The 19,171-nt window shown below is 62.2% G+C and carries 19 protein-coding genes; 9 read left to right on the top strand and 10 right to left on the bottom strand.

The window, feature by feature from the left end; genetic code table 11:
* Positions 1-117 precede the first annotated feature (117 nt).
* Together dut and coaBC are read right to left on the bottom strand one after the other, a co-directional pair.
* Positions 118-579, bottom strand: coding sequence for a dUTP diphosphatase (gene dut, locus RO069_RS18565; RefSeq protein WP_328189569.1), 462 nt, complete (start codon positions 577-579; stop codon positions 118-120).
* 72 nt (positions 580-651) lie between these two features.
* On the bottom strand, positions 652-1,854 hold the full coding sequence (gene coaBC, locus RO069_RS18570) for a bifunctional phosphopantothenoylcysteine decarboxylase/phosphopantothenate--cysteine ligase CoaBC (protein ID WP_328189570.1): 1,203 nt from the start codon (positions 1,852-1,854) through the stop codon (positions 652-654).
* Between the two features lie 133 nt (positions 1,855-1,987).
* On the opposite strand from coaBC, the gene radC reads away from it, so the two are divergent.
* From radC to rpmG, 3 genes are all read left to right on the top strand, one after another.
* Complete coding sequence (gene radC / locus RO069_RS18575) at positions 1,988-2,662, top strand: RadC family protein (protein WP_328189571.1); 675 nt, start codon at positions 1,988-1,990, stop codon at positions 2,660-2,662.
* A 231-nt stretch (positions 2,663-2,893) separates the two neighbouring features.
* The gene (gene rpmB, locus RO069_RS18580; RefSeq protein WP_328189572.1) at positions 2,894-3,130 is read left to right on the top strand and encodes a 50S ribosomal protein L28; all 237 of its coding nucleotides are present in this window, start codon (positions 2,894-2,896) and stop codon (positions 3,128-3,130) included.
* 11 nt (positions 3,131-3,141) lie between these two features.
* On the top strand, positions 3,142-3,297 hold the full coding sequence (gene rpmG / locus RO069_RS18585; protein ID WP_328189573.1) for a 50S ribosomal protein L33: 156 nt from the start codon (positions 3,142-3,144) through the stop codon (positions 3,295-3,297).
* A 91-nt stretch (positions 3,298-3,388) separates the two neighbouring features.
* Here the strand turns inward: rpmG and RO069_RS18590 are convergent, their stop codons facing one another.
* The 3 genes from RO069_RS18590 to RO069_RS18600 form a co-directional block, all read right to left on the bottom strand.
* The gene (locus RO069_RS18590) at positions 3,389-4,249 is read right to left on the bottom strand and encodes an endonuclease/exonuclease/phosphatase family protein (RefSeq protein WP_328189574.1); all 861 of its coding nucleotides are present in this window, start codon (positions 4,247-4,249) and stop codon (positions 3,389-3,391) included.
* A gap of 71 nt (positions 4,250-4,320) precedes the next feature.
* Positions 4,321-4,959, bottom strand: a complete 639-nt coding sequence (locus RO069_RS18595; RefSeq protein ID WP_328189575.1) for a thiol:disulfide interchange protein DsbA/DsbL — start codon at positions 4,957-4,959, stop codon at positions 4,321-4,323.
* A gap of 201 nt (positions 4,960-5,160) precedes the next feature.
* A complete protein-coding gene (locus RO069_RS18600) occupies positions 5,161-5,769 on the bottom strand; it encodes a c-type cytochrome (protein WP_328189576.1) in 609 nt (202 codons plus the stop codon).
* 207 nt (positions 5,770-5,976) lie between these two features.
* Here RO069_RS18600 and yihA point away from each other — a divergent pair, with 207 nt between their 5' ends.
* Positions 5,977-6,594 (top strand): ribosome biogenesis GTP-binding protein YihA/YsxC, encoded by a 618-nt coding sequence (gene yihA, locus RO069_RS18605; protein WP_328189577.1) that lies wholly within the window; start codon positions 5,977-5,979, stop codon positions 6,592-6,594.
* A 142-nt stretch (positions 6,595-6,736) separates the two neighbouring features.
* Here yihA and RO069_RS18610 read toward each other — a convergent pair whose 3' ends face one another.
* Positions 6,737-7,420: a TetR/AcrR family transcriptional regulator gene (locus RO069_RS18610; protein WP_328189578.1), complete on the bottom strand. Its 684-nt coding sequence runs from the start codon at positions 7,418-7,420 to the stop codon at positions 6,737-6,739.
* A gap of 183 nt (positions 7,421-7,603) precedes the next feature.
* On the opposite strand from RO069_RS18610, the gene RO069_RS18615 reads away from it, so the two are divergent.
* A complete protein-coding gene (locus RO069_RS18615) occupies positions 7,604-9,049 on the top strand; it encodes a coniferyl aldehyde dehydrogenase (protein ID WP_328189579.1) in 1,446 nt (481 codons plus the stop codon).
* A gap of 34 nt (positions 9,050-9,083) precedes the next feature.
* The gene (gene coaD / locus RO069_RS18620) at positions 9,084-9,563 is read left to right on the top strand and encodes a pantetheine-phosphate adenylyltransferase (RefSeq protein WP_328189580.1); all 480 of its coding nucleotides are present in this window, start codon (positions 9,084-9,086) and stop codon (positions 9,561-9,563) included.
* A gap of 60 nt (positions 9,564-9,623) precedes the next feature.
* Here the strand turns inward: coaD and RO069_RS18625 are convergent, their stop codons facing one another.
* The 4 genes from RO069_RS18625 to RO069_RS18640 form a co-directional block, all read right to left on the bottom strand.
* The gene (locus RO069_RS18625) at positions 9,624-10,928 is read right to left on the bottom strand and encodes a DUF945 family protein (protein ID WP_328189581.1); all 1,305 of its coding nucleotides are present in this window, start codon (positions 10,926-10,928) and stop codon (positions 9,624-9,626) included.
* 112 nt (positions 10,929-11,040) lie between these two features.
* Positions 11,041-13,176, bottom strand: coding sequence for a polyphosphate kinase 1 (gene ppk1, locus RO069_RS18630; protein WP_328189582.1), 2,136 nt, complete (start codon positions 13,174-13,176; stop codon positions 11,041-11,043).
* A 1-nt stretch (position 13,177) separates the two neighbouring features.
* The gene (hemB, locus tag RO069_RS18635) at positions 13,178-14,188 is read right to left on the bottom strand and encodes a porphobilinogen synthase (RefSeq protein ID WP_328189583.1); all 1,011 of its coding nucleotides are present in this window, start codon (positions 14,186-14,188) and stop codon (positions 13,178-13,180) included.
* A gap of 172 nt (positions 14,189-14,360) precedes the next feature.
* The gene (locus RO069_RS18640; RefSeq protein ID WP_328189584.1) at positions 14,361-14,579 is read right to left on the bottom strand and encodes a hypothetical protein; all 219 of its coding nucleotides are present in this window, start codon (positions 14,577-14,579) and stop codon (positions 14,361-14,363) included.
* Between the two features lie 559 nt (positions 14,580-15,138).
* Between RO069_RS18640 and RO069_RS18645 the strand changes: the two genes are divergently transcribed.
* From RO069_RS18645 to panP, 3 genes are all read left to right on the top strand, one after another.
* On the top strand, positions 15,139-16,845 hold the full coding sequence (locus tag RO069_RS18645) for an isovaleryl-CoA dehydrogenase (protein ID WP_328189585.1): 1,707 nt from the start codon (positions 15,139-15,141) through the stop codon (positions 16,843-16,845).
* Entirely contained in the window at positions 16,838-17,179 is a 342-nt protein-coding gene (locus RO069_RS18650) for a DUF503 domain-containing protein (RefSeq protein WP_328189586.1), read from the top strand. Before RO069_RS18645 ends, RO069_RS18650 begins: the two co-directional genes overlap by 8 nt.
* Before the next feature lie 176 nt (positions 17,180-17,355).
* Positions 17,356-19,026 carry a pyridoxal-dependent aspartate 1-decarboxylase PanP gene (gene panP / locus RO069_RS18655; protein ID WP_328189587.1) on the top strand — a complete coding sequence of 557 codons (1,671 nt, stop codon included), beginning with the start codon at positions 17,356-17,358 and terminating at the stop codon, positions 19,024-19,026.
* Positions 19,027-19,171: the final 145 nt, after the last annotated feature.

Genomic DNA, 19,171 nt, shown 5'->3' on the forward strand with positions numbered 1-19,171 from the left:
GCTCCGTATTGACGCCTGCTTCTATCCTACCCAGACACCAGGCACATTAATTTGCTGTTAGTATAGATGTTTACATGAATTGGTTAATGACACATTTGGCGTATTGGAAAAGTTTCTTCAATGTCGCCCGGTGGAACCGAAGCCGCCATCACCCCGTCCGGTGGCCTTGAACTCATCCACCACATCGAAACGCGCCTGAACCACCGGCACCAGCACCAGTTGCGCAATGCGCTCGCCAACATTGACGGTGAACGTGGTATTGCCCCGATTCCAGCAGGACACCATCAGCTCGCCCTGGTAATCGGAATCGATCAGCCCCACCAGATTCCCCAGGACAATGCCGTGTTTGTGCCCCAGCCCGCTCCGGGGCAGAATCATCGCGGCCAGGGAGGCGTCCTCGATGTAGATGGACAGGCCGGTGGGGATCAGGGTGGACTCCCCGGGGGCCAGCGTCAGGGGGGCCTCCAGGCAGGCCCTCAGGTCAAGACCCGCGGAACCATCGGTGGCATAGGCGGGCATGGGGATCTCATCCCCGATTCGTTTGTCCAGGATTCTCATCTGAACCGGTTGCTGGCTCATACTGCTTCCTTAATTGGGCTGTCTTGAGATTGTCCGGGCGCCCCGGCACCCGGATGGTGTTCCGGTTTTCGGTCAGGCCAGTCGGTCGGCAATCAGCGCGACCAGTGTCCTGGCGATCTCGTGCTTGCTGGTGGGACCGATGCTTTGCTGACCACCGGGCCAGAACACAGTGACCGCGTTCTGGTCGCTGTTGAAACCCATGCCCGACACGGACACGTCGTTGGCGACGATCATACCCAGCTTCTTGCGCTTCATCTTGTCGGTGGCATATTGCTCAACATCGTTGGTTTCTGCGGCGAACCCCACGGTAAACGGGGCATCCGGCCTGGCCGCGATGGTGGCCAGGGTATCCGGGTTGCGGACCAGCTCCAGGGCGATGGTTTCATGGGATTTCTTCACTTTCTGCCCGGCCCGGTCGGCGGGACGGTAGTCCGCCACGGCGGCGGTGGCGATAAACAGGTCGGCGCCCCGGTCCACTTCCGCGGAGGCCGCCTGCAGCATGTCCTCGGCGGTCTCAACCGGCACCACCGCCACACCGGCGGGGGCGTCCAGGGCGACCGGGCCGCTGACCAGGGTGACCGTTGCACCGGCCGCCCGTGCGGCCTCGGCAATGGCATAACCCATCTTGCCGGAACTGTGGTTGGTAATGTAGCGCACCGGGTCTATCGGCTCCCGGGTGGGGCCGGCGGTGATCACCACGCGGCGGCCCGCCAGCGGCGTGTCCTGGCCGTCGCTCCCGCCGGCCTGTTCGATCAGGCCGAACAGGGTTTCCGGCTCCAGCATCCTGCCGGGACCGACATCACCACAGGCCTGGCTGCCCTGGTCCGGCCCCCACAGGGTGATCTGGGGATCGTCCAGAAGCAGGCGGACATTGCGCTGGGTGCGATGGTTGCCCCACATGGCCTGGTTCATGGCCGGCGCCAGGGCAATCGGCGCCTCGGTGGCACTGCAGACGGTGGCCAGCAGGTCATCCGCCATGCCCTGGGCCAGCCGCGCCATGAAATCCGCCGACGCCGGCGCCACCACCACCCGGTCCGCCCACTTGGCCAGCTCGATGTGGCCCATGCCGGCCTCTGCTTCCGGATCCAGCAGTGACGTGCGTACCGGCTCGCCGCTTAGGGCCTGGAAGGTCATGGGCGTAACAAACGCCTCGGCGCCCCGGGTCATCACGACCCGGACCTGGTAGCCGGCCTTCTTCAGCAGCCGGACCAGCTCCGCGCTCTTGTACGCCGCAATACCGCCGGTAATGCCAAGCAGGATGTTTTGATTGGCCATGAGATCTCCGTCGTCTGCCACTGTCTGCTGAAACGGTCCCTAAGATAGCATTGCCGGATTCTCCCCGACAGTGCGGCGGGCATGTTAGACTCATCGCCTGTGCAGGACGCATCGACATCACACAGGGAACGTCATGACAACAACGCAATGGCCCCGGGATGAACGCCCCCGGGAACGACTGCTGGCCCACGGCCCGGAAACCCTCTCCGACACGGAACTACTGGCCATTTTCCTGCGCACCGGCACTGCCGGCACGCCGGTAATGGCAATGGCCCGCCACCTGCTGGATGAGTTCGGCAGCCTGCGCGGCCTGATGACCACCTCCCATGCCGGCTTCTGTCGCGTCAAGGGCCTGGGCACCGCCAAGTACGCCCAGGTACAGGCGGCCATGGAGATGGCCCGGCGGGTCATGGACGAGCCGGTGCGTCAGGGGGATCCGCTGACATCACCGGAGGATACCCGCCGCTACCTGCGCAGCCGGCTGGGCACCCAGCCCCATGAAGTGTTCGCGGGCCTGTTCCTGGACAACCGGCACCGGGTCATCCGCTACCAGGAGCTGTTCCGCGGCACCATCGACGGGGCCGCCGTCTATCCCCGGGAAGTGGTTCGCCACGCCCTGGACTTCAATGCGGCGGCGGTAATCTTCGCCCATAATCATCCGTCAGGGATTGCCGAACCCAGCCAGTCGGATATTTCCCTGACCCGGCGGCTGAAGGAAGCCCTGGGACTGGTGGACATTCGGGTTCTGGATCATATGGTTGTGGGCCATGGCGAGGTGATCTCCCTGGCGGAACGGGGGCTGATGTAATTCACCGGGAAGCTGCACAATTTCCCAACAATTTTTTGCGTTAGGGGGGCTCATCTGGTATAAAAGCGTCCCTTTCTGGCGGCGTCTGGCGAGCATCGTGCAAAATGCAGGCACGTACCGCAACCAGAGACCCGATACCGGAGTCTCTGAAAAGGGAGATCAGGCCCTTTTTCAGAGGCTCCTTTACAAACGATTTCGTATTCAGGACCAACGCTCAGGTCGGAGGCAAACATGTCCAGAGTCTGTCAGGTAACCGGTAAGCGACCGGTAACCGGTAACAACGTTTCTCACGCGATGAACCACAACAAGCGTCGTTTTCTGCCCAACCTGCAGAATCACCGCTTCTGGGTAGAGTCTGAGAAGCGCTTCGTAAAGCTGCGCGTATCCACCAAGGGTATGCGTGTTATCGACAAGAAAGGCATTGACGCTGTGCTGGCCGACCTTCGTGCCCGCGGCGAGAAAGTATAAGGAGCCGCATCATGCGCGAGAAAATCAAGCTGGTTTCATCAGCAGGCACTGGTCACTACTACACGACCAAGAAAAACAAGCGTAACACCCCGGAAAAGATCGCTATGAAAAAGTACGATCCGGTGGTTCGCAAGCACGTTGAGTACAAGGAAGCCAAGATCAAGTAAGGTCTTTGCTTTCAGGAAAAACCCGGCCCCGGCCGGGTTTTTTTGTGTCCGGCGTTTGAAGCCCTGCCAGGGATATCGGTTCCCTGTGCGCTCAGAAGGTCTGCAGATAGCCCTTGGGCAGGGCAATATCCATGGCAATGGGCAGATGGTCGGACACCGGATAGCTCACCACCTCGGATTTGCGGATTTCCAGGCTCGGGCTCACCAGGATATGGTCCAGCGCCCGCTCCGGTCGCCAGCTGGGAAAGCTGTGGGCGGTGTCCGGCAGGGGAATCAGGTTGGCGTGCTTGAGGGGGGTGTTGGTCAGCAGCTCTTCGGCATGATTGTTCAGGTCTCCCATAAGCACCACGTGCTGGTAGTCCGCGATCAGATCGTGGACATAGGCCAGTTGCCGGGCCTGGCCGGCCTTGCTGAGGGACAGGTGCATGATCACCAGCACCAGCGGGTCGTCGATATCGCCAAATCGGGCGATAATGGCACCCCGCCCCGGCAGCAGCCCGGGCAGGCGGTGCTCGGTCACATCCAGCGGGCGGAAGCGGCTGAGCAGGCCATTACTGTGCTGGGCCACCGGCCCCAGGTTGCGGTTGAGCTGCTGATGCCAGTAGGGAATGCCGCTGGCTTCGGCCAGGTACTGGACCTGATTGATGTAGCCGCTGCGCAGGCTGCCCCCGTCACACTCCTGCAGGGCCACCACGTCATAGTTGCGCAGCAGGCTGGCGATACGGTCCAGGTTATCGATACGCCCCCGGTGGGGGAGCACATGCTGCCAGCTACGAGTCACGTAGTGATGGTAGGAGGCGGTGTTGATTCCCACCTGGATATTGAAGGTCAGCAGGCGGATATGGCGGTGGGGCTCGAAGTCCGGCACATGGTCCATGCCGGAGCAGGCCCCGCCCGAGGGCGAGGCGCGACCAGAGATGTTGCTGAATCCCTGTTTCAACCTACGATACATTGATCCGGCTCCGGAAACAGTCTGGCACCGGGCCAGGCGTCCGCGCTCGGCGGGCGCGGACGGCCAGGTCATCAGTCGGTGCTTTCGCTACGCTCCTTCTCAATAAGGTAGTCCACCACTTCCAGGGTTTCCGCATGGCCACCGGTCATGCCGGGTCCGGTCTTGTACTTGCCCGCCACCAGCATGGTGGGGGTGCCGCGCACCTGGGCGCCCCGCAGTACCGACATGCCCCGCTGCACCTGGGCCTTGACCCCGAAGCTGTTGAAGGCCTTGAGGAAGGCTTCCCGGTCAACCCCCTGGGTCTCCACGAAATCCGCCAGGGCGGACGCGCTGGTCAGATTCTGGCGCTCTTCGGCCAGCGCTGTATAAAAGGCCTCGTGGGTCTTGTCGGTGGCATCAATCGCCTCGGTGGCGTAATAAGCGTAGGCATGCTGGACGGCCGCCTTGTTCATGGGTGCCGGCAGCAGCACCAGGTTGACGTCGTCACCAAGGTCCTTCTTCCAGTCCTGAAGGAGAGGCTCGAAGTCATTGCAGTGGCCACAGCCGTACCAGAAGACCTCAACCACCTCGATCCCCTCACCAGAGGAGGCGGATACCTCCGTCGGCAGGCGTTCATAGTGCTCGCCTTCCACCCACTGGTCCTGGGCAGACGCGGAGAAAGCGACAGTCGCGGCGATAACGCCGGCGGCAAGAGATCGGAAAATACCCATCAAGCACCTCTGGATTGGTTCTGATTGTTTCATGGACCCGCATGAGACAGGTTCATCGGTAAAAGGTTCATCTGCCATGGATTATGCCATGCCGTGCCTGCATATCCAGCCAACCGCTGTTACAGCCACGACAGGATGTCAGAAACGCAAAAGCCCGCACAGGGCGGGCTTTGTTCCGGGCAACAGCTGATCGGAAAACGATCAGTTCAAACCGGAAATATAATTGGCAACAGCCTCGATCTCGGTATCCGTCAGACGGGAGGCAATGTCCACCATGATCTGCGACTGGGGCGCCCCGTTACGCTCACCGTCCCGGTAGGCCTTCAGTGACTTGATCACGTACTCGGCATTCTGGCCACCCAGGTGGGGATAGCCGGCAGGGCCGTTGCCCTTGCCCTCGGGGTTGTGACAGGCCGCACAGGCGGCAACACCGGAGGCCAGGTTGCCCCCCTTGTAGAGGCTGCGCCCCTGCTCCAGGTTTTCCTCGCTGGCCTGGCTGACAGGCATCTCGGTCTGGTCGAAGTAGGCGGCCAGGTCCTGCAGGTCCTCGTCGCTCATATCGTCCAGCATGCCGGTCATCTCCGGAATGGGACGCTCACCGTCACGAATGGCACGCAGCTGCTGGACCAGGTAGGTTTCGCCCAGCCCCGCCAGTTTCGGATACGCCGCCATAACCGGAGCCGCGCCATTCTGCCCGTGACAGCCCGCACAAACACCGGCATTTGCCTCACCTGCTTCAGGATCTCCCGCGCCATGGGCTGTCATGGAGAGGCCCAGGCCGAGAACCACACCTGCGATCAGTTTTTTCATGCTCGCTCCGCTATCTCTCATCAGAAACATTATTCTTCGTGCCGCCGGCAGAACCGGGCAAAGCCCCGACTGGTGGGCCATTGGCCGTGGTACCCTGCGCACCGTCCGGAAATTGGTGTAGCATTATACATTAAGGAGCCCATGAATAAATGCCATGGCCCCGTTTGCAGCCACCCGCCCTTTTCCCGTGTCATTCAGGACCTATTCGTGACCACTGAAACACCCAAGCCGATTTCCTACAACAGTGCCCGCTTCCTGGTCAGCGCCGCGCAATTAACGGACTGCCCACCGGACAGCGGCCGCGAGGTCGCCTTCGCCGGTCGCTCCAACGCCGGCAAGTCCAGCGCCATCAACTGCATCACCGCCAATGGCAAGCTGGCCCGTACCAGCAAGACGCCCGGCCGCACCCGGCTGATCAACTTTTTCTCGCTGAACCGGGCCGACTGCCGGCTGGTGGACCTGCCCGGCTACGGCTACGCCAAGGTGTCCCGGGACATGAAGGACGACTGGCAGCAGCACCTGAGCCACTACCTGACCGACCGGCGCAGCCTGGCGGGACTGGTCCTGGTGATGGATATCCGGCATCCACTGACCGACTTTGACCAGATGATGGTGGAATGGTGCGAACATAACAACCTGCCACTGATGATCCTGGCCACCAAGGCGGACAAGCTGAAGTTCGGCCAGGCAAAGACCGCCATGCTGGGTATCCGGAAGGCGTTGAAGGATGTGCAGTGCCTGCACCACCTGATCATGTTCTCGGCCACCACCAAAACCGGCCTGGAAGAGTGCCGCGATGGCCTGACCGGCTGGCTGGAAGGATAGCCGGCCATAAAAAACCCGACCGGAAATCCCGGTCGGGAATCGTCAGGGTTTGCGACGTACTGAGACCTGAGTCTCTTGCCGGCACGTCCCTGGTTGCCGGCATGGAGTATGACCGCCCTGTCGCCGTAAAGTTCCTGTCACATCACTCTCCGGACAGGGCCCAGGGCATAGCCGGCCGATACCGGTCCCTCAGGGCCAGCACGTCATCCCGGTGGGCCGGATCCAGGTAGGGCAGATGCAGGGTCAACACCTGGTAGATGCCCTGGCGCACCTCCGCCAGCTCCGGCTCCCGGCTGTCGTGGGCGGTCTTGAGGAACGCCATCCAGTTGGTTATCACCAGCCAGATGTTCAGGGCCAGGGCCTGGCGCAATTCATCGGACAGGGATTGCAGCACCCGGCCCCGAATCAGCCCCTGCAGGATGGTTTCAATGGCGACCAGGCAGCGTGCGGTAAAGGCCCGGTACTCACATCGCAGACGGTCGTCGCTCTCCAGCAGGAACTCCAGCTCCCGGTGCAGGAAGCGGAACCGCCAGAGGCCATCCACCACCGACTCCAGGTAGAACACCAGGTCATCGATGGCCAGGGCATTGCCGTTCCGCACCTTCAGGTAGCCGTCCACCAGGGACTCATACTGCAGGAAAAGCTGGTAGACGATGTCGGCCTTGTTACGGAAGTGGTAATAGAGATTGCCCGGGGAGATACCCAGGTCCGCCGCGATATGGTTGGTGGACACATTGCGTTCGCCCTGACGATTGAAGCTGTCCAGGGCCACCTGGAGAATCCGGTTCCGGGTATTCCCGGTGCTTTTCGGCGAGGATGCTGACATTGTCTGGTCTGATTTCCGGCGTAAATGATTTTTCAGGGGACGACTGGCAATCCAGGATTTATTCCGGTACGAATTGGAGTATAAACTCTAATCAGTCGCAGACCTTTCTCAGACCTTTCAAGGGTACAGTGGTTGTCTGAAGGTGGACTGCCTGCGTCGAACCATCTCGCCGAGGATCCTATCATGAGCGCCACCGTCGTCCCGATGAACGAGAGCAAGAAACAGATCCAGCTCACCGCCAGGATACTGGCCGAACAGAAACAGGCCTTCAGCCGCAACCCGTTACCGACCTTCAATGAGCGCAAGGACAACCTGTTGCGCCTCAAGAAGGCGCTGATCGCCCACCAGGAGCAGTTCTGCGAGGCGATCGACAAGGACTTCAACGGTCGCTCCCGGGACGAGACCCTGATTGCGGAGATCATGCCGTCCATCCAGGGCATCAACTACGCCATGGAACACCTCAAGGACTGGATGCAGCCGGATCGCCGGCATGTCTCGGTGCTGTTCCAGCCGGCGAGCAACAAGGTCTTTTACCAGCCCAAGGGGGTGGTGGGCATTATCGTGCCCTGGAACTACCCTCTGTACCTGGCCATCGGGCCACTGGTGGCGGCGTTGGCGGCGGGCAACCGGGCCATGATCAAGATGTCGGAGTTCACCCCACACACCTCCGCCCTGCTGGCCAATCTGGTGGAAGCCACCTTCCCCCGGGACCTGGTCGCGGTGGTCAATGGCGAGGCGGATGTCGCCGCCGACTTTTCCGGCCGCCCCTTCGATCACCTGCTGTTTACCGGCTCCACCACCGTGGGCCGGCTGGTGATGAAAGCAGCGGCCGAGAACCTGACGCCAGTCACCCTGGAACTGGGCGGCAAGTCCCCGGCGGTGATCTCCAATGACGTGCCCATGGAGGATGCCGCCGAGCGCATCGCCTTCGGCAAGGCGTTCAATGCCGGCCAGACCTGCGTGGCGCCGGACTATGCGCTGTGTCCCTCGGACCGGGTCAACGCCTTCGTGGACGCCGTCCAGGATGCCCTGGGCCGCATGTATCCCACCCTGCGGGACAACCCGGACTACACCAGTATCATCAACGAGCGCCAGTACCAGCGCCTGCAGGAACTGCTGGCGGACGCCCGCAGCAAAGGCGCCCAACTGGTGGAGGTAAACCCGGCCGGGGAATCCTTCGAGGACGGTTGCCACAAGATCCCGATCACCCTGGTGCTCAACCCCACCGACGACATGAAGGTGATGCAGGACGAAATCTTCGGCCCGATCCTGCCGGTAGTGCCCAGTAAGGGGCTGGAGGACGCCATGGCCTACATCAACAGTCGCCCGCGGCCCCTGGCCATGTACTACTTCGGTTACGAGCGGGACGAGCAGAAGCGACTGCTGGCGGGCACCCACTCCGGCGGTGTCTGCATCAATGACTCGCTGCTGCACGTGGCCCAGGATGACCTGCCCTTTGGTGGCATCGGGGATTCCGGCATGGGGCACTACCACGGCAAGGAGGGCTTCCTGACCTTCTCCCACAGCCGCGCGGTGTTCGCCAAGCAGAAGCTCAACAGCGGCAAGCTGGTGTACCCGCCCCATGGCGGCCCCCTGCACAAACTGGTCTATCGGTTCTTTATTCGCTAGTATCTCGGGCCTCTGAAACCAGAAGGAGTATGCCATGACAACGGTTATCTACCCGGGAACCTTTGACCCCGTCACCAACGGCCACACCGACCTGGTGGAACGGGCCAGGCGGCTGTTTGACGAAGTGGTGATCGCCGTTGCCCACAGCTCCAAGAAGAACCCGCTGTTCACCCTGGAGGAGCGGGTTCGTCTGGCGGAGGAGTCCACCGCTCACCTGGATAACATCCGGGTGGTGGGTTTCAACAACCTGCTGGCGGATTTTGTCCGCGAGCAGAAAGGTACCGTGCTGCTGCGCGGCCTGCGGGCGGTGTCCGATTTCGAGTACGAGTTCCAGCTCGCGGACATGAACCGGCACCTGGCCCCGGAAGTGGAGAGTGTGTTCCTGACACCGTCCAACCACCTGTCGTACATTTCCTCGTCGCTGATCCGGGAAATCGCCTCCCTGGGCGGCGATGTGTCGGAATTCGTGTCACCGGTGGTGCACGAAGCCCTCAGGGCGAAGTTCGCCAAATAAGCGGTCAGCCATAAAAAAACCGAAGCCCGCGGGCTTCGGTTTTTTGTGGCCGGTGATGCCTTACTGCAGCATCGGCGAGGTTCCTGGCATGGGGATGGGCATCTCTTGCCCGTTGAGGTTGACCGTCATGTCCTTCAGCGAGGCATCCATTACGTAGAAGTCCCCCTCTTCCACCAGGGCACCCTGGATCACCATGGGCATCAGTTGCTCTCCCAGCTCCGGGTAGCGCTCGCCCAGTGCCACGGGGATCTTCAGGTTCAGCTCGCCCTCGATGGTCTGGGCGATCAGCATGAACGGCACCCGGTCCTTGTCCGGCTGTTCCGGATGGGTGACTTCCAGGTGACCGGTCACCGGTCCCTCCGGCGATGAAATATCCATATCGGTCACCACGGTCAGGCCCCGGGCCATCAGCTTCTCCAGCCCGCCCGTCATGGCCATGGTGGCCTGCATCTGCTGCTGGAAGGCCTTCTGGGGATCATCGCCGGGGGCCATGCTGAGCTCCTGCACGGTCTGGGCGGCTTCCATCAGTTCGTTCCAGGCGGCGACATCCACCTCCTGCATCCGGAAATCAAAGCTGTGGGGACCATAGCCCTCGTCGCCGTAGCTGACCTTGTCGAGGGTCATGGTACTGTCGAGGTTGAATGACTGGTCATCATTCACCGCCTCGGTATCGGAAACAATCTCCAGGCCTTCCAGCACAACCTCCGGCTCATCCCGGGCGGCCACGGACACCTTGGCCACGGTCATGCTGCCTTCACCGGTCCACAACTGACCCGTCAACAGGGTGGCCTGCTGCTCCATGTCCAGGTTTTCCATGGACAGGCGCATATCGGGAGTCCGCAGCACCAATCCGGGCCACTGCATGTCGAGATTCATCTGCTCGCCACCCGCGCTGAGTTCCAGGGTGGAATAGCTCTGGGAAACGTTCAGGGATTCACCGGTTTCCTCGTCCATGTAATCAATGGCCGGCACATCCAGTTCCACCAGGGAAGAACCCCAGGCGCTGGTGGTCACGGTCAGGGTCGGCTTCTCGTCCGGGAAGACCTTCTCGAATTCCTCGTCCTCGGGCAGGTCGAAATTGAACAGGATGGTACTGCTGGTGATGCCGTGGGAGACATCACCCGTCCAGTCGATGGCATGTCGCTCCCCGGTATCCGGGTCCACTACATAAAGCTGGCCGGTGATGGTGGAATCCAGGTAACCCCGGTCATATTCCGCCGTTTCCATGACAAAGAAGGGTTGCGCCTGGTTGAAGTCCCCGGTCGCTGCCTGCCATTGCTGTTCCGTCAGCATTCCCACGGCCCATGGGGCAGCCGCCGCTGCCGCCACGACCACGCCGCCGGCGATAATCCATGTTTTTTTCATGTCCTGTACTCCAATTCAGGGAGTCAGTCCGGGCACGGTGGCGCCGTTCAGACCTCCCTGTCTACTGATCCCGCCCGTGTCCTGGTGAACGGGCTGCGAAACCGGCGCCGGATCACTTGGCACTGAGCCGGTCCAGCAGGACCAGCTGGGACGCAAAGCGCTCCTCCTCCGGTGAAGGCTGATTTTGCAGGTAACGTCCGTCAGGCTGCAAGACCCAACTCTGACAGTTGTCACGTAAACAGGCATCCAGGTCTTCCTCAAGGCGATTGACCAGGCTGCGTTCCTCCACCGGGAAGGCCACCTCCACCCGGTTCACCAGGTTGCGGACCATACCGTCGGCGCTGGAGCAGTACACCTCCGGCTTGCCATTGTGGCCGAACCAGTAGACCCGGGTGTGCTCCAGGAAACGCCCGATAATGGAGCGCACCTGGATGTTCTCCGACAGCCCCGGCACCCCCGGCCGCAGGCAGCAGATACCGCGGATGATCAGGTCGATCTTCACACCGGCCTGTGAGGCCCGGTACAGGGCGAGCATCACTTCCGGATCGGTCAGGGCGTTGAACTTGAAGATGATGCGACCGTCGCTGCCAAAGCCGGCTTCCCGGTCGATCATCTCGATCAGCCGCCGGTGCAGGGTGAAGGGCGCGTGGAACAGTTTCTTGATCTTGAGGGCCTTGCCCATGCCGGTCAGCTGCTGGAACAGCTTGTTGACGTCATCGCACAGGGCGTCATCGGCGGACAGATAGCTGTAGTCGGTATAGAGCCTGGCGTTACCGGCGTGGTAGTTGCCCGTCCCCAGGTGGACGTAGCGCTTCAGGCGGCCCTCCTCGCGGCGCACAATAAGGATCATCTTGGCGTGGGTCTTGTACCCCACCACCCCGTACACCACGACCACCCCGGATTCCTGCAGGCGGCTGGCCAGCTCCAGGTTCTCCGCCTCGTCGAACCGGGCGCGCAACTCAATCACCGCGGTCACTTCCTTGCCGCGACGGGCCGCATCCATCAGCGCCTCGACGATCTCCGAGTCGGCCCCGGTACGGTACAGGGTCTGGCGAATGGCCAGCACCTGGGGGTCCTTGGCGGCCTGGCGCAGGAAATCCACCACCGGCGTGAAACTCTCGTAGGGGTGCAGCAGCAGGATCGGCTGCTTGCGGATGGCGTCGAAAATCACTTCGTTGTTGCGGATCGGCTTGGGCACCGCCGGCGAGAACCCCGGATAGGTGAGATCCGGCCGGTTGACCAGCCCGCTGACGGCCATCAGCCGGGTCAGGTTCACCGGGCCATGGACCTTGTACAGATCCCGGTCGGTGAGGCCGAACTGGTGCAGCAGGAACTGGATCAGTTCCTCGGGGCAGTTGTCCGCCACCTCCAGCCGCACCCCGTCGCCGAAGCGCCGGCTCAGCAATTCGCCGCGCAGGGCCGAGGCCAGGTCTTCCAGGTCGTCCTCCAGCTCCAGGTCGGCATTGCGGGTCAGGCGGAACTGGTAGCAGCCCTTGATTTCCATGCCCGGGAACAGCTCATCGGCGTGGGCGTGGATCATGGACGACAGGAACACCAGGTTGTCGCCGCCATCACAGACGTCATCGGGCAGGCGCACCAGGCGGGGCAATGACCGGGGCGCCGGTACGATGGCCATGCCCGTCTCCCGGCCGAACGCATCCTTGCCATCCAGTTCGACAATGAAGTTGAGGCTTTTGTTGACCAGTCGCGGGAACGGGTGGGATGGGTCCAGGCCGATGGGATTGACCACCGGCAGGATTTCGTCCTCGAAGTACTGGCGTACCCACTCCGCCTGGGCCGGGGTCCAGTCGCGGCGACGCACGAAGTGGATACCCTCCCGTTCCATTTCCGGGATCAGGACTTTGTTGAGGATATCGTACTGTTCTGAAATGTACTCATGGGCCACCTGGCTGATTTCCTGCAGCACCTGCTCCGGCAGCATACCGTCCGGCCCCACCATCTCGCGGCCATATTTCATCTGTTGACGCAGGCCGGCCGCGCGGATCTCGAAGAACTCATCCATGTTGCTGCTGAAGATACAGCAGAAGATCAGGCGGTTGAGCAGCGGATGATGTTCATCCAGGGCCTGCTTGAGGACCCGGTAGTTGAACTGCAGGTGGCTCAGTTCGCGGTTGAAATAGTTCTCCCGGGCGGTCAGGTCCAGTACCTGCTCCGGCACCTCCACCGGTTCAGGTACTGCGGCCACTTCGCCCACCTTCCCGACTTCCGGTACCTGTTCCATACTCATGTCAGCCTCCCCTGAGCAGGCGTGCCGCCCGCACCGCAAAATAGGTCAGGATGCCGTCGGCACCCGCCCGGCGCATGGCCATCAGACTTTCCATCATCACCTTGTCGCCATCCAGCCAGCCATTCTGGGCAGCCGCCATGTGCATGGCGTATTCGCCGCTGACCTGGTAGACAAATGTGGGTACCTTCAGCTCGGCCTTCACCCGATGGACAATGTCCAGGTAGGGCATGCCGGGCTTGATCATCACCATGTCGGCGCCTTCCGCCAGGTCCATGGCCACCTCGTGGAGGGCCTCGTCGCTGTTGGCCGGGTCCATCTGGTAGGTTTCCTTGCTGCCCTTGCCCAGGTTGCCGGCCGAGCCCACCGCATCCCGGAACGGGCCATAGTAGGACGAGGCGTACTTGGCCGAATAGGCCAGGATCCGCGTGTTCACCTGGCCGACCTGCTCCAGGGCCTGGCGGATTCCGCCGATGCGGCCATCCATCATATCCGATGGTGCCACCACATCGGCGCCCGCCTCGGCATGGGACAGGGCCTGTTTCACCAGGGCTTCCACGGTGCGGTCGTTCAGCACGTAGCCGCTATCATCCAGGATGCCGTCCTGGCCGTGGGTGGTGAACGGATCCAGCGCGACATCGGTGATCACCCCCAGCCCCGGCAATTCCGCCTTCAGGGCACGGGTGGCCCGCTGGGCCAGGCCTTCCGGGTCCCAGGCACCGGATCCGTCCAGGTCTTTCTTCTCCGGCGGCACCACCGGGAACAGGGCAATGGCGGGGATGCCCAGGTCATGCACCTCGCGGGCATGCTCCAGCAGCAGATCGATACTCAGGCGTTCCACGCCGGGCATCGACGGCACGGCCTCCCGCTGCCCTTCCCCCTCCAGCACGAACACCGGATAGATCAGGTTATCCGCGCTGAGCTGGTTCTCCCTGACCAGCCGACGGGAAAAGTCGTCCACCCGGTTCCTGCGCAGACGGGTGCCGGGATAACCTCGATTGGGAAGTGAAAACACGAAAAGCCTCCGTAACTGGACTGTTTAACGGACTATCATACACATCACGATGTTACCGGGGCATGACCTGAAACATAAGAGTGCGCATCGTCCCCCGCGACACAGGAGCGGCCGGACGTGGAAAACAGCGGGCGGAGCGTTGCTGACAGTCGCCAGCAACGCCCGGGCCTGATCAGAAACTGCGGTTGTTGAAGCCCACCTCGACCTTGCGGGGGGCATCGTTACGGAAACTGGTGTCGACCTGCTGAATCCGGCCTCCCCCGTTCAGGAACGCCTGGATATCCGCTTCAAGCTGGGCCCGGATTCGTTTACGACCGGCGATGGAATGATCATCCTCCATCTCGTTCCAGCCGCTTGCCGACTCCAGACTGTTTTCATCCAATTCACTCATGGTTGGTGCCCCTTAACATAAGTTCGCAGCATTTCAGCGTGCCATACGACGCCCCTGGCGAGGCGCGGCTCGCCGGGAATGGCCGTGGCCCTTGCCAAGAGTCGCAACACTGCCAGGGGCGTCGTATGGCTCGCCCTCCGGGAGGCTGTGTCAGGTGCTACTACGGTGTTGCGTCCCTTGGAAATAGAACCACTATTCCCGGCGGAGCGCGCCTTGTAGTAGCACCTGACACAGCCTCTGAAATGCTGCGAACTTATGTTAAGGGACACTGACCTCCATCAGCGAAAATCGGGAGCCCGTCACTGCCCCCTGTGCTCAATGAAACGCGCCCCGGAACGCCAGGCAGTCCGATGGCCGTTTCCTGTTCGACGCCTCTTTGCCATGCTGGTCACAAGCATGGCGTGCATGAGCGTCTTGGCGTCTTTATAATCAGTAAAAGATGACAGCGCTATCGTGTCGCAAAGGCTTTTTTGTAACTTTTTGTAACCGACCGGAACGATAGCCTGATCCATCGAATTTCCATAATAAAGACAAGCCGTTACCCCCGAGAGGCATTAACATGAACGCCAAGCAGCCAAACCCTGCTGAATCCGGATTCTCTCCCGATCAGTGGCTGGCCCAGACCCACGAGGTCTTCAACCAGCCTCCGGCGCTGGAAAACTACAACCTGTTCCTGCAGGACAGGGCCCTCCAGGAAACCATCGAACGCGAGGGCGCGGGTTGGGCCCGACAGGAACTGACGGATTTCGGCGCCCTGGCCGGCCGTCCCGACATCATAGAGCTGGGCTTCCAGGCCAATGACAACAAGCCCACGTTCCATACCCATGACCGGTTCGGTCACCGTATCGACGAAGTCCGCTTCCATCCCGCCTATCACGAGCTGATGCGCCTGGCCACCGAACACGGCCTGCACAGCAGCCCCTGGCGGAAGCCCGGCCCTGGCGCCCATGTGGCGAGGGCAGCCAAGTACTATCTGCATACGCAGGTGGAAGCGTCCCACGGCTGCCCGATTACCATGACCTTTGCCTCCATGCCGTCCATCATGAAGCAGCCGGAACTGGCGGAAACCTGGGCCCCGAAAATCCTGGACTACAGCTACGACCCCCGTAACGTGCCGGATTCGGAGAAACGCTCCGTCACCATCGGCATGGCCATGACCGAGAAACAGGGCGGCAGTGACGTGCGCGCCAACACCACCCGGGCCATTCCCACCGGCAGGGAAGGCTCCGGCCAGGCCTATGAACTGGTGGGGCACAAGTGGTTCGTCTCCGCGCCCATGTGCGATGCCTTCCTGGTGCTGGCCCAGGCCCCGGGTGGTCTGTCGTGCTTCCTGATGCCCCGCTGGCTCCCTGACGGCACCAAGAATCCCTGGCAGATCCAGCGCCTGAAGAACAAGATGGGCAACGTCGCCAACGCCTCCAGCGAGGCGGAACTGCGGGGCGCCCTGGGCTGGATGATTGGCGAGGAAGGCCGTGGCGTGCCCACCATCATCGAGATGGTGGCCATGACCCGCTTCGACTGCATGATCGGCAGTTCCTCCGGCATGCGCCAGGCAGCGGCCCAGGCCCTGCATCATTGTCATCACCGCAGCGCCTTCGGCGCCCGGCTCAGCGACCAGCCCCTGATGCAGAATGTACTGGCGGATCTGGCGCTGGAGAACGAGGCGGCCATGAGCTACACCATGCGCGTGGCCCGGGCCCTGGATGCCGGCAACGACGAGCAGGAGCAACTGTTCCTGAGGCTCGCCACCCCGGTGGGCAAGTACTGGATCTGCAAGCGCACCCCCAACCATGCCTACGAGGCCATGGAGTGCATTGGTGGCAGCGGGGTAATGGAAGACTGCATCATGCCGCGACTGTTCCGGGAATCCCCGGTGAACGCCATCTGGGAGGGCTCCGGCAACGTGCAATGCCTGGACACCCTGCGGGCCCTGCAGAAGTCGCCGGAGAGCCTGGACGCCTTCCTGGCGGAGGTAAACCAGGCCCGGGGCAGCGACCGCCGATTCGACGGCTTCGTGGACCGGCTGGTGAAGGACTTCAGCGGTGCCATGGGCAACCCGGACCAAATTGCCTTCCAGGCCCGGGACCTGGTGGACCGACTGGCGGTCTCGCTGCAGGCCTCGCTGCTGATCCGCAACGCACCGGCGGCCGTGGCCGACGCCTACTGCGCATCCCGCATCGACAGCCAGGGCATCCATAACATCGGCGCCCTGCCCAACGGCGTGGACGCGAAAGCCATTGTGGAGCGGGCAACCCCCCATGTCTGATGCGTTTCGCAAACTGCTGGCGGAGCGGGAAGCCGCTCCCACCAGCATCACACCCCATATCGGCATCGTCACGCTGCACTTCCAGCTGTACGGCGTGGAGGACCTGAAGGCCAAACGCAAGGTCTTCACGCCCATGCGGGCCGTCTGGGGCCGGGAACCGGACCTGGCCGTGGCGGAAACCGGGGACTATGAGACACTGGACAGTGCCGTGTGGAGCATCGTTGCCATTGGCGGCACCTCACAGCAGCTCACCGCCCGGCTCGACCAGGTGGAGAAGGCGATCGAGCAACGCATCGACGCGCCGGTACTCGAGGTCCACCGGGAGCTGCTATAAGGGCCAGTGCGGACAGGACTGTTCGCTTGGCAACCAATGGCATGACGCCGTATACTACGCGGCCCTGACCACGGACCCGTGCTGGGGCGAGGATACGACGCCCCTGATAAAAGTTCCGTAGAGTCTCCGGGCGACAGGAAGACACGCCCGGGGATACCACAGACTGCGTGGCGCGTATGACCGGTAAGAAAAAGTCAGCCCAGGCGTCGGTAGAGGCGATGTATCGGGTATTTACCGTACCCGAGGCCCCCGAATCCACCCTGAGCCGGATTGACCAGAATATCTCGGGTAACCTTGCCGGTTTCCTGCAGGAGCATATCGTTGCGGTCGAGCGTGACCTCAGCGAGGTGGAGAAGAACTTCTCCGACTCCGCCATTCCGGAAAAGCCCATCTTCGTGTCCGAGCAGGCCCAGTTCCTGCTGGACAAGCTGGTGGCCAACTCCGTACACACCGCCTCCCCCAGCTTTATCGGGCACATGACCTCGGCGCTGCCCTATTTCATGCTGCCGCTGTCAAAGATCATGATTGCCCTGAACCAGAACCTGGTGAAGACGGAAACCTCCAAGGCGTTCACGCCCATGGAGCGCCAGGTACTGGGCATGATCCACCGGCTGGTGTACCAGCAGGACGGCGCCTATTACCGCAAGTGGATGCACGACCCCCGTCATGCCCTGGGGGCCATGTGCTCCGGCGGCACTGTCGCCAACCTGACTGCCCTGTGGGTCGCCCGCAACCGGGCCTTCCCGGCGGAAGGCAGCTTCCGCGGCCTGCACCAGGAAGGCCTGTTCCGGGCGCTGAAATACTATGGCCATGACGGGGCCGCCATCCTGGTCTCCCGCCGCGGTCACTACTCCCTGCGCAAGGCCGCCGACGTGCTGGGCCTAGGCCGCGATGCGCTGATCCCTGTCGATACGGACGATGACAACCGCATCCAGATCGACGACCTGAGGGACAAGTGCCTGGAGCTGCAGCGCCAGAAAGTGAAGATCATGGCCATCTGCGGTATTGCCGGTACCACCGAGACCGGCAACGTGGACCCGCTGGACGCCATGGCGGACGTGGCCCGGGAATTCGGCGCCCATTTCCATGTGGATGCCGCCTGGGGCGGGCCCACCCTGTTCTCACGGCAGCACGCGCCACTCCTGCGGGGCATCGAGAAGGCGGACTCCGTCACCTTCGACGCCCACAAGCAGCTCTACGTGCCCATGGGCGTGGGCCTGGTGGTCTTCCGCGATCCCACCATGGCCAGTGCGGTGGAGCACCATGCCCAGTACATTATCCGCAAGGGCTCCCGGGACCTGGGCAGCAACACCCTGGAAGGCTCACGGCCGGGCATGTCCATGCTGATCCACTCGGGCCTGAAGATCCTGGCCCGGGAAGGCTACGAAATCCTGATCAACCAGGGCATCGACAAGGCCCGTACCTTCGCGGAGATGATCACCGAGCACCCGGATTTCGAGCTGGTGACAGCGCCGGAGCTGAACATCCTCACCTACCGCTACTGTCCGGCCCGGGTCCAGCAGGCCCTGGCCGCTGCCGACTCAATCCAGGCCGAGCGCATCAACATGAGCCTGAACCGGGTCACAAAATACATCCAGAAGACCCAGCGGGAACGGGGCAAGGCGTTCGTCTCACGGACACGGCTGGAGCCGGCCCGCTACGGCAAGTTCCCCTGCATCGTGTTTCGGGTGGTACTGGCCAACCCGCTGACCACCAGGGAAATCCTCAGCGATATCCTGGACGAGCAGAAGGTACTGGCCGGCGAACCGGGCCTGAAGGATGAGATGGATATTCTGCACCAGCATACAGAGGCCGTGCTGGCAGGGCCGGTGGCGAAGAGAGCCTGAATACGGGCTGGTATTAACTCAATTTGACATGAACTGACCAGCCAGCGCTAACTCGGAATTCGTAAGGCCGGGTAGGCAAGGTGTGGTTTTGCAGCAGCGCCAGGGATGGCGCGGAGCAAGGCGGGCGCCAGGGACGGCCCCTGAA

This window comes from Marinobacter sp. OP 3.4, assembly GCF_036224885.1.
In the GTDB taxonomy this organism is placed as follows: domain Bacteria; phylum Pseudomonadota; class Gammaproteobacteria; order Pseudomonadales; family Oleiphilaceae; genus Marinobacter.

Coding starts and splice junctions, on each gene's coding strand:
- dut (WP_328189569.1), bottom strand. CDS start 579: ATGAGCCAGCAACCGGTTCAGATGAGAATCCTGGACAAACGAATCGGG.
- coaBC (WP_328189570.1), bottom strand. CDS start 1,854: ATGGCCAATCAAAACATCCTGCTTGGCATTACCGGCGGTATTGCGGCG.
- radC (WP_328189571.1), top strand. CDS start 1,988: ATGACAACAACGCAATGGCCCCGGGATGAACGCCCCCGGGAACGACTG.
- rpmB (WP_328189572.1), top strand. CDS start 2,894: ATGTCCAGAGTCTGTCAGGTAACCGGTAAGCGACCGGTAACCGGTAAC.
- rpmG (WP_328189573.1), top strand. CDS start 3,142: ATGCGCGAGAAAATCAAGCTGGTTTCATCAGCAGGCACTGGTCACTAC.
- RO069_RS18590 (WP_328189574.1), bottom strand. CDS start 4,249: ATGTATCGTAGGTTGAAACAGGGATTCAGCAACATCTCTGGTCGCGCC.
- RO069_RS18595 (WP_328189575.1), bottom strand. CDS start 4,959: ATGGGTATTTTCCGATCTCTTGCCGCCGGCGTTATCGCCGCGACTGTC.
- RO069_RS18600 (WP_328189576.1), bottom strand. CDS start 5,769: ATGAAAAAACTGATCGCAGGTGTGGTTCTCGGCCTGGGCCTCTCCATG.
- RO069_RS18610 (WP_328189578.1), bottom strand. CDS start 7,420: ATGTCAGCATCCTCGCCGAAAAGCACCGGGAATACCCGGAACCGGATT.
- RO069_RS18615 (WP_328189579.1), top strand. CDS start 7,604: ATGAGCGCCACCGTCGTCCCGATGAACGAGAGCAAGAAACAGATCCAG.
- coaD (WP_328189580.1), top strand. CDS start 9,084: ATGACAACGGTTATCTACCCGGGAACCTTTGACCCCGTCACCAACGGC.
- RO069_RS18625 (WP_328189581.1), bottom strand. CDS start 10,928: ATGAAAAAAACATGGATTATCGCCGGCGGCGTGGTCGTGGCGGCAGCG.
- ppk1 (WP_328189582.1), bottom strand. CDS start 13,176: ATGAGTATGGAACAGGTACCGGAAGTCGGGAAGGTGGGCGAAGTGGCC.
- RO069_RS18640 (WP_328189584.1), bottom strand. CDS start 14,579: ATGAGTGAATTGGATGAAAACAGTCTGGAGTCGGCAAGCGGCTGGAAC.
- RO069_RS18645 (WP_328189585.1), top strand. CDS start 15,139: ATGAACGCCAAGCAGCCAAACCCTGCTGAATCCGGATTCTCTCCCGAT.
- RO069_RS18650 (WP_328189586.1), top strand. CDS start 16,838: ATGTCTGATGCGTTTCGCAAACTGCTGGCGGAGCGGGAAGCCGCTCCC.
- panP (WP_328189587.1), top strand. CDS start 17,356: ATGACCGGTAAGAAAAAGTCAGCCCAGGCGTCGGTAGAGGCGATGTAT.